This is a genomic window from Enterobacter sp. RHBSTW-01064, from assembly GCF_014103035.1.
Taxonomy (GTDB): domain Bacteria; phylum Pseudomonadota; class Gammaproteobacteria; order Enterobacterales; family Enterobacteriaceae; genus Enterobacter; species Enterobacter mori.
Genome location: NZ_JABXOU010000003.1, coordinates 89,523 through 102,495, shown reverse-complemented (window position 1 = coordinate 102,495; position 12,973 = coordinate 89,523). Strand labels below are relative to the sequence as shown.

Sequence of the window (12,973 nt, the reverse complement as noted above, 5' to 3'; positions counted from 1 at the left end):
GCCGAAGCTGTTTCGGCGAAGAGACAGACACGATATTTTCAGCCTGATACAGATTTAACAGAATTTGCCTGGCGGCTTTAGCGCGGTGGTCCCACCTGACCCCATGCCGAACTCAGAAGTGAAACGCCGTAGCGCCGATGGTAGTGTGGGGTCTCCCCATGTGAGAGTAGGGAACTGCCAGGCATCAATTAGAAGAACCCCGTACCGTAAGGTGCGGGGTTTTTTGCTTTGTGCGTCAGAAATCATGCCGAGTGGCTTTGTAGGCCCGGTAAGCGCAGCGCCACCGGGCAAATCAAACCGCACCATCCTCTCCTTCCTCTCCTTGAAACTTTCTCACCTTCCTCTTGCAGACTCGACATTCAAACCATTTCTGGGTATCGTTAGCTATCTGGATGTCTAAACGTTTATACGTATGCTGTGAGGATATAAAGTTATGCCGATTCGGGTGCAGGACGAGCTGCCAGCCGTCAATTTCTTGCGTGAAGAAAACGTCTTCGTCATGACGGCTTCGCGTGCGACAGGTCAGGAAATTCGCCCGCTGAAGGTGCTTATTCTCAATCTGATGCCGAAAAAGATCGAAACAGAAAACCAGTTCCTGCGTCTTCTGTCGAACTCCCCGCTGCAGGTCGATATTCAGCTGCTGCGAATCGATGCCCGCGAGTCGCGTAACACGCCTTCTGAGCATCTGAACAACTTCTACTGTAACTTCGATGACATTCAGGGTGAAAACTTTGACGGACTGATTGTGACCGGCGCGCCGCTCGGTCTGGTTGAATTTAATGATGTCGCCTACTGGCCACAGATCAAACAGGTCCTGGAGTGGGCAAAAGATCACGTCACGTCCACATTGTTTGTCTGTTGGGCGGTACAAGCCGCACTGAATATTCTTTATGGCATCCCCAAGCAAACCCGCACTGAAAAACTCTCCGGCGTATACGAACACCACATTCTTCATCCCCATGCGTTGCTGACGCGTGGTTTCGATGACTCTTTCCTGGCCCCGCATTCTCGCTACGCCGATTTCCCGGCCCAGCTGATTCGTGATTACACCGATCTGGAGATCCTGGCCGAAACGGAAGATGGGGATGCTTACCTGTTTGCCAGCAAGGATAAACGCATTGCATTTGTGACCGGGCATCCTGAGTACGATCCGCATACTCTCGCGTCAGAGTATTTCCGTGATGTCGAAGCGGGTCTTAATCCGGAAGTACCGTACAACTATTTCCCAAAAGACGATCCGCAAAACAAACCGAGAGCAACCTGGCGCAGCCACGGGAATTTGCTTTTCACTAACTGGCTCAACTATTACGTCTACCAGATAACGCCATACGATCTGCGTCACATGAATCCGACGCTGGAGTAATCTTCTGCATTAAACGATCCTAAAGCGTTTCAGCTATTCAAATCAGGCACCTTCAGGTGCCTTTTTTATTTCCGAAATGCCACTCACCATTCGATCAAACTTTAACCTCAATAAAATCAATAAATTAATTACAGTTAACAATTAAAATGGAAATTGTTTTTGATTTTGGAAAAAATATAGATAGTCTTAATTCTGCTGAGCGAAAACTACCCAACGATCTTTCGTTCGCATCGGGGCGTGATTTTGGATCTTTGATGAGGAGCAGAGTAATGACTCAACAGGCAACGACGGTCGATGAACTGGCCTTTACCCAGCTGTATGGCGAGCAAGAACAGCAAGTTTTGACGGCGGAAGCGGTAGAATTTCTGACTGAACTGGTGACTCGCTTTACGCCACAGCGCAATAAGCTGCTGGCGGCACGTATTCATCAGCAGCAGGAAATTGACGATGGCAAGTTGCCTGGCTTCATTTCGGAAACCGCTTCCATTCGCCGTGGTGAATGGAAAATCCGCGGCATCCCTGAAGATTTACAGGATCGTCGCGTTGAGATCACCGGTCCGGTAGAGCGCAAAATGGTGATCAACGCCATGAATGCCAACGTTAAAGTCTTTATGGCGGATTTTGAAGATTCACTGGCGCCAGACTGGAACAAAGTTATCGACGGGCAGATCAACCTGCGCGACGCCGTGAACGGCACCATCAGCTACACCAACGACGCCGGTAAAATTTACCAGCTCAAGCCGAACCCGGCGGTGCTGATCTGTCGCGTACGCGGCCTGCACCTGCCTGAAAAACATGTCACTTGGCGTGGGGAAGCTATTCCGGGCAGCCTGTTTGATTTCGCACTCTATTTCTTCCACAACTACAAGAACCTGCTGGCAAAAGGCAGCGGTCCCTATTTCTACCTGCCAAAAACGCAGTCCTGGCAGGAGGCGGCCTGGTGGAGCGAAGTGTTTAGCTACGCGGAAGACCGTTTTGACCTGCCGCGCGGCACCATCAAGGCCACGCTGCTGATTGAAACGCTGCCTGCGGTATTCCAGATGCATGAAATCCTGCATGCGCTGCGCGATCATATTGTCGGCCTGAACTGCGGACGCTGGGACTACATCTTCAGCTACATCAAAACCCTGAAAAATCACGGCGATCGCGTGCTGCCGGATCGCCAGGTGGTCACTATGGATAAACCATTCCTCAGTGCCTACTCACGTCTGCTGATCAAAACCTGCCACAAGCGCGGTGCCTTTGCGATGGGCGGCATGGCGGCATTCATTCCGAGCAAAGACGCAGAGCGCAATAACCAGGTGCTCAACAAGGTGAAAGCCGATAAAGAACTTGAAGCACGTAACGGCCACGACGGCACGTGGATTGCCCATCCAGGTCTGGCCGATACGGCGATGGAGGTCTTTAACCGCGTGCTTGGTGACAATAAAAACCAGCTGTTTGTCACGCGTGAAGACGATGCACCCATCGCAGAAGAACAGCTGCTGGCACCGTGTACGGGTGAGCGTACGGAGGAGGGCATGCGTGCCAATATCCGCGTCGCGGTCCAGTACATCGAAGCGTGGATCTCCGGTAACGGCTGCGTGCCGATCTACGGCCTGATGGAGGATGCCGCGACGGCGGAGATCTCTCGCACCTCCATCTGGCAGTGGATCCACCATCAAAAAACGCTCAGCAACGGCAAGCCGGTGACGAAATCCCTGTTCCGCCAGATGCTGGCTGAAGAGATGCGGGTGATCCAGGACGAGCTGGGCGAACACCGCTTCAGCAGCGGACGCTTTGACGACGCTGCGCGCCTGATGGAGCAAATCACCACATCAGATGACTTAATCGACTTCCTGACCCTGCCGGGCTACCGCTTCCTGGCGTAACTCACCACATAACAATATGGAGCATCTGCACATGAAAACCCGTACCCAACAAATCGAAGAGTTAAAGAAAGAGTGGACTCAACCGCGCTGGGAAGGCATCCGCCGTCCGTACAGCGCAGATGAAGTGGTGAAATTACGCGGCTCGGTCAACCCGGAGTGCACGCTGGCACAGAACGGTGCGGCGAAAATGTGGAAGCTGCTGCACGGTGGCTCCAAAAAGGGCTACATCAACAGCCTCGGCGCGCTGACCGGCGGTCAGGCGCTGCAGCAGGCGAAGGCCGGGATCGAGGCGATTTACCTCTCCGGATGGCAGGTCGCAGCGGACGCCAACCTGGCCTCCAGCATGTACCCGGATCAGTCGCTCTACCCGGCTAACTCCGTGCCGTCGGTGGTGGATCGGATCAACAACACCTTCCGCCGTGCGGATCAGATCCAGTGGGCCGCCGGTATCGAACCAAACGATCCGCGCTTTACGGATTACTTCCTGCCGATCGTCGCGGATGCAGAAGCGGGCTTCGGCGGCGTGCTGAACGCCTTCGAGCTGATGAAATCGATGATTGAGGCCGGTGCAGCGGCCGTACACTTCGAAGACCAGCTGGCGTCAGTGAAAAAATGCGGACACATGGGCGGTAAGGTGCTCGTTCCGACTCAGGAAGCGATTCAGAAGCTGGTTGCCGCGCGTCTGGCTGCTGACGTGCTCGGCGTGCCGACGCTGGTGATTGCCCGTACCGATGCGGACGCGGCGGACCTGATCACCTCTGACTGCGACCCGTACGACAGCGAGTTCATCACCGGCGAGCGTACCAGTGAAGGCTTCTACCGTACCCATGCCGGCATTGAACAGGCGATCAGCCGTGGCCTGGCGTACGCGCCTTATGCGGACCTGGTCTGGTGTGAAACTTCCACGCCGGATCTGGCGCTGGCAAAACGCTTTGCCGACGCCATCCACGCGAAATACCCGGGCAAGCTGCTGGCCTACAACTGCTCGCCGTCCTTCAACTGGCAGAAAAAGCTGGATGACAAAACCATCGCCAGCTTCCAGCAGCAGCTGTCCGACATGGGCTACAAATACCAGTTCATTACCCTGGCAGGCATCCACAGCATGTGGTTCAACATGTTCGACCTGGCGCACGCCTACGCGCAGGGTGAGGGCATGAAGCACTACGTTGAGAAGGTGCAGCAGCCGGAGTTTGCCGCAGGTAAAGACGGCTACACCTTCGTGTCTCACCAGCAGGAGGTGGGAACCGGTTACTTTGATAATGTGACCACGATTATTCAGGGCGGCACCTCCTCCGTCACCGCCTTAACGGGCTCAACCGAAGAAGCACAGTTCTAATCTTTTCCCCCTCTCCCCCCTCGGGGAGAGGGTTGGGGGTGAGGGGGAGTATATGTCGCGTGGTCTGGAATTATTGATTGCCCAAACTATTTTGCAGGGCTTTGATGCCCAGTATGGTCGTTTTCTAGAAGTGACATCCGGCGCGCAGCAGCGCTTCGAACATGCAGACTGGCATGCGGTTCAGCAGGCCATGAAGCAGCGTATCCATCTCTATGACCACCACGTGGGTCTGGTGGTGGAGCAGCTTCGCTGTATTACCGACGGTAAAAGCCCGGACGCGGATTTTTTACTGCGCGTGAAGGAGCATTACACCCACCTGTTACCCGACTACCCTCGCTTCGAGATTGCGGAGAGCTTTTTCAACTCCGTCTATTGCCGGTTATTTGACCACCGCTCATTATCTCCTGAGCGGTTATTTATCTTCAGCTCCCAGCCGGAGCGACGCTTTCGTTCCATTCCGCGTCCGCTGGCGAAAGACTTCTTTCCCGATCGCGGATGGGAAAAGCTCCTGCACCGCGTGCTAACGGATCTGCCGCTGCGCTTGCCCTGGGAAAATAAAACCCGGGATATCGGTTATATCCACGCGCATCTCAACGAAACCTTCGGTGCTGAGGTGCTCAGCCGCAGCCATTTGCAGGTTGCCAACGAGCTTTTCTACCGCAATAAAGCCGCCTGGCTGGTGGGCAAACTGGTTACGCCGACCGCCATTGTGCCGTTTCTGCTGCCGATTCACCGTACCGACGACGGGGAACTGTTTGTCGATACCTGCCTGACTACCAGCGCCGAGGCCAGCATCGTATTTGGCTTCGCCCGCTCCTATTTCATGGTGTACGCCCCGCTGCCTGCCGCTCTGGTGGAGTGGCTGCGCGAGATCCTGCCGGGCAAAACCACCGCCGAGCTGTATATGGCGATTGGCTGCCAGAAGCACGCCAAAACGGAAAGCTACCGGGAGTACCTGCGCTACGTCACTGCGGCCGACGAGCAGTTTATCGAAGCGCCAGGCATTCGCGGTATGGTGATGCTGGTCTTTACGCTGCCGGGTTTCGACCGGGTCTTTAAGGTGATTAAAGACAGATTCGCGCCGCAGAAGGAGATGAGCGCTGCGCACGTCCGCGCCTGCTATCAGCTGGTTAAAGAGCACGATCGCGTCGGGCGGATGGCGGATACCCAGGAATTCGAAAACTTTGTGCTGGATAAACAGCAGATCGACCCGGCGCTCATGGCGCTGTTAATGCAGGAAGCGCCCGCGAAAATCACCGATCTTGGTGACAAAATCGTGATCAGCCATCTCTACATCGAACGCCGCATGGTACCGCTGAATATCTGGCTTGAGCAGTCTGACGGTCAGGCCTTACGTGACGCCATTGAAGAATACGGCAACGCGATTCGCCAGCTTGCCGCCGCCAATATTTTTCCCGGCGACATGCTGTTTAAAAACTTTGGCGTCACCCGTCACGGGCGGGTGGTGTTCTACGATTACGACGAAATTTGCTACATGACCGAGGTGAATTTCCGCGATATCCCACAGCCCCGCTACCCGGAAGATGAGCTGTCCGGTGAGCCGTGGTATAGCGTCTCGCCGGGGGACGTGTTTCCGGAGGAGTTTCGCCACTGGCTGTGCGCCGACCCGCGCATCGGGCCGCTATTCGAAGAGATGCATGAGGATCTTTTCCGCGCCAGCTACTGGCGCGGACTGCAAACGCGGATCAAAAATGGGCACGTGGAAGATGTATACGCTTACCGCCGCAAGCAGCGGTTTTGCATCCGGTTTTCTCCCTCTCCCGCAGGGTAAGGGCATCATGTTTTCTCCCTCTCCCCGTGGGAGAGGGCCGGGGTGAGGGCATCAGGCCGCACTCAATCTTAACGGATCCCACCATACGCCAGCGTCACCTCTTTCGCCGCCTTAATCACCAGCGCACCTAACTCGGTCACGCGATCGTCGGTCATGCGTGAAATGGGGCCGGAGATGGAGATGGCGGCAAACGGCTCGCGGTGCTCGTCAAAAATACAGGATGCCAGGCAGCGCAGGCCCAGCGCATGCTCCTCATCATCAAACGAGTAGCCGCGCTTGCGGGTCAGGGCCAGATCTTCTTTCAGATGCACGGGCGACACCAGCGTGGCGTGGGTATAGGCGTGCAGACCTTTACGGTGCAGCAGCCCCGTCACCTGCTCCTCGCTCAGCTGCGAAAGAAACGCTTTCCCCGCCCCGGACGCATGCATGGGCAGCTTGCCGCCAATCGGTGCGGACATGCGCATCAGCTGCGTGCACTGCACCTGGTCGATGATAATCGCCTGGTGGTCGCTCTGGTCCAGCACCGCCAGGTTGACCGTCTCGCCGGAGTCTTCCATCAGCTTGCGTAGAATCGGATGCACAATCGCCAGCAGGTTGCGGCTCTGCAGGAAGCTGCTGCCAACGATAAACGCATGTGCGCCCACCGCCCAGTGCCCCAACTCGCCGACCTGGCGGACAAAGCCCAGCTGCTGCATGGTGGTCAGCAGGCGGTGCGTCGTGGAGTTCGGCAGACCAGCCTGCTGGGCCAACTCGGTCAGGGCCACGCTGCCGTGCGACTCGGCTATCCACTCCAGCAGCTTCAGACCGCGCGTGAGCGATTGAACCTGTCCGCCGGGTTGTGCAGCGGTGGTGGCAGCAGGCTTTCTGCCGCGTTTGGCGGGAACGGTCGTGACCATGACGATCTCCTTTTTCTGTATCGTGGAAATCATTTTCGTTTTATTTGGTGATTTTGCAACCGCTTTCATGACTGATCGGAGGAGTGATGGTGAACATGTCTCATGTTACCGCTGTGTGACTTTTCCACCCTGCGAGATTGTGCCAGTATGGAACCCAGCCTTTTGGCCTTGTTGAGCGTTGTCGGGAGCAAGTGTGAGCAGCAAAGTAGAGCAACTGCGTGCGCAGTTAAATGAACGAATTCTGGTGCTGGACGGCGGCATGGGCACCATGATCCAGGGCTATCGTCTGAGTGAAGACGATTTCCGCGGCGAGCGCTTCGCAGACTGGCCCTGCGACCTGAAGGGGAACAACGACCTGCTGGTGCTCAGCAAGCCGTCGGTTATTAAAGATATCCACAACGCCTACTTTGAAGCGGGTGCGGATATCGTTGAGACCAATACCTTCAACTCGACAACCATCGCCATGGCGGATTACCAGATGGAATCCCTGTCGGCGGAGATCAACTTTGAAGCCGCAAAGCTTGCACGCGCCTGCGCCGACGAGTGGACGGCCCGCACGCCGGACAAACCGCGCTATGTTGCCGGGGTGCTTGGCCCGACGAACCGCACCGCGTCGATTTCACCGGACGTCAACGACCCGGCGTTTCGTAATATCACCTTTGACCAGCTTGTTGCCGCCTACCGTGAATCGACCAGAGCGCTGGTGGAAGGCGGTTCCGACCTGATCCTGATTGAAACCGTATTCGACACCCTCAACGCCAAAGCTGCGATTTACGCGGTGAAAGAGGAGTTCGAGGCGCTGGGCGTTAACCTGCCGATCATGATTTCCGGCACCATCACCGACGCCTCCGGCCGCACCCTGTCCGGCCAGACAACCGAAGCGTTTTATAACTCCCTGCGCCACGCCGAAGCGCTCTCCTTTGGCCTCAACTGTGCGCTGGGGCCGGATGAACTGCGCCAGTACGTGCAGGAGCTTTCCCGTATCGCGGAATGCTACGTCACCGCCCACCCGAACGCCGGTCTGCCGAACGCGTTCGGTGAATACGATCTCGATGCCGACACCATGGCGGCGCAAATCCGCGAGTGGGCCGAGTCTGGCTTCCTGAACATCGTCGGCGGCTGCTGCGGCACCACGCCGGAGCACATCGCGGCCATGAGCAACGCCGTGGCCGGGCTGCCGCCGCGCAAGCTGCCCGAGCTTCCGGTTGCCTGTCGCCTTTCCGGCCTTGAGCCGTTGACCATCGGCGACGACAGCCTGTTTGTGAACGTGGGTGAGCGTACTAACGTCACCGGTTCTGCAAAGTTCAAGCGCCTGATTAAAGAAGAGAAATACAGTGAAGCGCTGGACGTTGCCCGCCAGCAGGTGGAAAGCGGCGCGCAGATTATTGATATCAACATGGATGAGGGGATGCTCGACGCCGAAGCGGCGATGGTGCGTTTCCTCAACCTGATTGCCGGTGAGCCGGACATCGCCCGCGTGCCGATCATGATTGACTCTTCCAAATGGGAAGTCATTGAAAAAGGGCTGAAGTGCATCCAGGGCAAAGGCATCGTTAACTCCATCTCGATGAAGGAGGGTGTTGATATCTTTATCCACCACGCGAAGATGGTGCGCCGCTACGGTGCCGCCGTGGTGGTGATGGCCTTCGACGAAGTGGGCCAGGCGGATACCCGCGAGCGCAAAATCGAGATATGCCGCCGCGCGTACAAGATTTTGACCGAAGAGGTGGGCTTCCCGCCGGAAGATATCATCTTTGACCCGAATATCTTCGCCGTCGCGACCGGGATTGAAGAGCACAACAACTACGCCCAGGACTTTATCGGGGCGTGTGAAGACATCAAGCGCGAACTGCCGCATGCGCTGATCTCCGGCGGCGTGTCGAACGTGTCGTTCTCGTTCCGCGGCAACGACCCGGTGCGTGAAGCGATCCACGCCGTGTTCCTCTACTACGCCATCCGCAACGGCATGGACATGGGGATCGTTAACGCCGGCCAGCTGGCGATTTATGACGACCTCCCTGCCGAGCTGCGCGATGCCGTCGAGGACGTGATCCTTAACCGCCGTGACGACGCCACCGAGCGCATGTTGGACCTGGCGGAGAAATACCGCGGCAGCAAATCGGATGAGGCGGCAAACGTTCAGCAGGCCGAGTGGCGTTCCTGGGACGTGAAAAAGCGTCTGGAGTATTCGCTGGTCAAAGGCATTACCGAATTTATTGAACTCGACACTGAAGAAGCACGTCAGCAGGCCGCCCGTCCAATCGAAGTGATCGAAGGCCCGCTGATGGACGGCATGAACGTGGTCGGCGATCTGTTCGGCGAAGGCAAAATGTTCCTGCCGCAGGTGGTGAAATCCGCCCGCGTGATGAAGCAGGCGGTGGCGTATCTCGAGCCCTACATCGAAGCCAGCAAAGAGAAAGGCTCCAGCAACGGCAAGATGGTGATTGCCACCGTGAAGGGCGACGTGCACGACATCGGCAAGAATATCGTCGGCGTAGTGCTGCAGTGTAATAACTACGAAATTATCGACCTCGGCGTGATGGTCCCGGCGGACAAAATCCTCAAGACCGCGCGCGAAGTGAATGCCGACCTGATTGGCCTTTCCGGGCTGATTACCCCGTCCCTGGACGAGATGGTCAACGTGGCGAAAGAGATGGAGCGTCAGGGCTTTACCATCCCGCTGCTGATTGGCGGAGCGACCACCTCGAAAGCGCACACGGCGGTGAAAATCGAGCAGAACTACAGCGGCCCGACGGTTTACGTGCAAAACGCCTCGCGCACCGTGGGCGTGGTCTCCGCGCTGCTCTCCGACACCCAGCGCGACGATTTTGTGGCGCGCACCCGCAAAGAGTACGAAACCGTTCGCATCCAGCACGGCCGTAAGAAGCCGCGCACCCCACCTGTTTCACTTCAGGCGGCGCGCGACAACGATCTGGCGTTTGACTGGTCCAGCTATACGCCGCCGGTCGCACACCGTCTGGGCGTGCAGGACGTAACGGCAAGCATCGAGACGCTGCGCAACTACATTGACTGGACGCCGTTCTTTATGACCTGGTCGCTGGCGGGCAAATATCCTCGTATCCTGGAGGATGAGGTGGTAGGAGAGGAGGCGAAGCGCCTGTTTAAAGATGCCAACGACATGCTCGACACGCTGAGCGCAGAGAAAACCCTCAACCCGCGCGGCGTGGTGGGCCTGTTCCCGGCGAACCGCGTGGGCGACGACGTGGAAATTTACCGCGATGAAACCCGCACCCACGTGCTGGCGGTCAGCCGCCATCTGCGCCAGCAAACGGAGAAAGTGGGCTTTGCCAACTACTGCCTGGCCGATTTCGTCGCGCCGAAGCTGAGTGGCAAAGCCGATTATATCGGTGCCTTTGCGGTAACCGGCGGTCTGGAAGAAGACGCGCTGGCGGACGCGTTCGAAGCGCAGCACGATGATTACAATAAAATCATGGTGAAAGCGATTGCCGACCGCCTGGCGGAAGCCTTCGCCGAGTACCTCCACGAGCGTGTGCGTAAGGTGCACTGGGGCTACGCGGCGAACGAAAACCTCAGCAACGAGGAACTGATCCGCGAAAATTACCAGGGCATTCGTCCGGCGCCGGGCTACCCGGCCTGCCCGGAGCACACCGAAAAAGGCACCATCTGGAAACTGCTGGACGTGGAAACCCATACCGGCATGAAGCTCACCGAGTCGTTCGCCATGTGGCCAGGTGCGTCAGTCTCAGGCTGGTACTTCAGCCATCCGGACAGCAAGTACTTCGCCGTGGCGCAGCTGCAGCGGGATCAGATCGAAGATTATGCCCTGCGTAAAGGGATGAGCGTGTCTGAAGTGGAACGCTGGCTGGCACCGAATCTGGGCTACGACGCCGACTAAAATCACTTTTCCTTACAACAAACAGGGCGCTCATGGGGCGCCCTGTCTCTTTCTTACGTTTAAACCCTTATACTCAAATAAGGTTCTAACCTTATTGCCCGGTGGCGCTGCGCTTATCGGGCCAACGCGTAGCCGCTATTCAGCAAGGCAACGCGCAGCGAACCTCAGGAAAATAGATAACGATAAGGAGGAACACCTTCCGTGTTGACGTTGTTACACCTGCTCTCTGCAGTCGCACTGCTCGTATGGGGTACCCATATCGTCCGTACCGGCGTGATGCGCGTGTTCGGCGCGCGATTACGTACCGTCCTCAGCGGCAGCGTTGAGAAGAAGCCGCTCGCGTTCTGCGCGGGCATCGGCGTTACGGCGCTGGTGCAAAGCAGCAACGCCACCACCATGCTCGTCACCTCGTTTGTGGCGCAGGATCTGGTCGCACTCGCCCCGGCGCTGGTGATCGTTCTGGGAGCCGACGTTGGTACCGCGCTGATGGCGCGTGTTCTGACCTTCGATCTTTCCTGGCTGTCGCCGCTGCTGATTTTCCTCGGCGTGATCTTCTTCCTTGGCCGTAAGCAGACGCGTGCCGGACAGCTTGGCCGCGTGGGGATTGGCCTCGGGTTGATCCTGCTGGCGCTGGAGCTGATTGTTCAGGCGGTTACCCCTATCACCGAAGCCAACGGCGTGCAGGTCATCTTCGCCTCGCTGACCGGGGATATCATGCTGGATGCGCTGATCGGTGCGGTGTTTGCTATCGTCAGCTACTCCAGCCTGGCGGCAGTTCTGCTGACGGCCACGCTCACCGCTGCAGGCGCGATCTCCTTCCCGGTGGCGCTGTGTCTGGTGATCGGGGCCAACCTAGGCTCCGGCCTGCTGGCGATGCTCAATAACAGCGCCGCCAATGCCGCCGCCCGCCGCGTGGCGCTGGGCAGCCTGCTGTTTAAGCTGGTGGGCAGCCTGATTATTCTGCCGTTCGTTCACCCGCTGGCGAACCTGATGGACAACCTTCCGCTGCCGAAGGCGGAGCTGGTGATCTACTTCCACGTCTTCTACAACCTGGTGCGCTGTCTGGCGATGGTGCCGTTCGCTGCGCCGATGGCCCGCTTCTGCGAGCGCCTCATCCGCGATGAACCAGAGCTGGATGCGCGCCTCAAACCGAAGCATCTGGACACCTCGGTGCTGGATACCCCGGCGCTGGCTATCGCCAATGCCGCCCGTGAAACGCTGCGCATGGGCGATGCGATGGAAACCATGCTCGAAGGGCTGCAGAAGGTGATGCACGGCGAGCCGCGCGAAGAGAAAGAGCTGCGCAGGCTGGCAGACGACATCAACGTGCTGTACACCGCCATCAAGCTCTATCTGGCGCGCCTCCCGCAGGACGAGCTGGCGGAAGAGGAGTCCCGACGCTGGGCGGAAATTATCGAGATGTCGCTCAACCTTGAGCAGGCGTCGGATATCGTTGAACGTATGGGCAGCGAGATCGCCGACAAATCCCTGGCCGCGCGTCGAGCGTTCTCGGGCGAAGGGCTGAAGGAGCTGGAAGCGCTGCACGAACAGCTGGTCAGCAACCTGAAGCTGGCGATGTCGGTCTTCTTCTCAAGCGACGTACCGAGCGCGCGCCGCCTGCGCCGCAACAAGCACCGTTTCCGCATCCTCAACCGCCGCTACTCGCACGCCCACGTCGAGCGTCTGCACCAGCAGAACGTGCAGAGTATCGAAACCAGCTCGCTCCACCTGGGGCTGCTGGGCGATATGAAACGTCTGAACTCATTGTTCTGCGCGGTGGCGTACAGCGTGATGGAACAGCCGGATGAAGACGACGAGCGGGATGAGTATTAATCGCT

7 protein-coding genes and 1 rRNA gene are annotated in these 12,973 nt (G+C 57.7%); 7 read left to right on the top strand and 1 reads right to left on the bottom strand.

Going from position 1 to position 12,973, the window contains the following annotated elements; genetic code table 11:
- Positions 1–67 precede the first annotated feature (67 nt).
- The 5 genes from rrf (at position 68) to aceK (ending at position 6,362) form a co-directional block, all read left to right on the top strand.
- Positions 68–183, top strand: a 5S ribosomal RNA gene (gene rrf / locus HV355_RS10675).
- Between the two features lie 250 nt (positions 184–433).
- Positions 434–1,363, top strand: coding sequence for a homoserine O-succinyltransferase (metA, locus tag HV355_RS10670; RefSeq protein ID WP_059312978.1), 930 nt, complete (start codon positions 434–436; stop codon positions 1,361–1,363).
- Positions 1,364–1,632: 269 nt separating this feature from the next.
- Positions 1,633–3,234 (top strand): malate synthase A, encoded by a 1,602-nt coding sequence (aceB, locus tag HV355_RS10665; protein WP_182401858.1) that lies wholly within the window; start codon positions 1,633–1,635, stop codon positions 3,232–3,234.
- Between the two features lie 31 nt (positions 3,235–3,265).
- Positions 3,266–4,570 (top strand): isocitrate lyase, encoded by a 1,305-nt coding sequence (gene aceA, locus HV355_RS10660; protein WP_182401856.1) that lies wholly within the window; start codon positions 3,266–3,268, stop codon positions 4,568–4,570.
- 52 nt (positions 4,571–4,622) lie between these two features.
- Positions 4,623–6,362: a bifunctional isocitrate dehydrogenase kinase/phosphatase gene (aceK, locus tag HV355_RS10655; RefSeq protein ID WP_182401854.1), complete on the top strand. Its 1,740-nt coding sequence runs from the start codon at positions 4,623–4,625 to the stop codon at positions 6,360–6,362.
- A 68-nt stretch (positions 6,363–6,430) separates the two neighbouring features.
- Here the strand turns inward: aceK and iclR are convergent, their stop codons facing one another.
- A complete protein-coding gene (iclR, locus tag HV355_RS10650; RefSeq protein ID WP_074136400.1) occupies positions 6,431–7,258 on the bottom strand; it encodes a glyoxylate bypass operon transcriptional repressor IclR in 828 nt (275 codons plus the stop codon).
- A 193-nt stretch (positions 7,259–7,451) separates the two neighbouring features.
- Here iclR and metH point away from each other — a divergent pair, with 193 nt between their 5' ends.
- Both metH and HV355_RS10640 read left to right on the top strand, forming a co-directional pair.
- Positions 7,452–11,135, top strand: a complete 3,684-nt coding sequence (metH, locus tag HV355_RS10645) for a methionine synthase (RefSeq protein WP_182401852.1) — start codon at positions 7,452–7,454, stop codon at positions 11,133–11,135.
- A gap of 201 nt (positions 11,136–11,336) precedes the next feature.
- Complete coding sequence (locus HV355_RS10640; protein ID WP_126817309.1) at positions 11,337–12,968, top strand: Na/Pi cotransporter family protein; 1,632 nt, start codon at positions 11,337–11,339, stop codon at positions 12,966–12,968.
- The last annotated feature ends 5 nt before the right edge of the window (positions 12,969–12,973 follow it).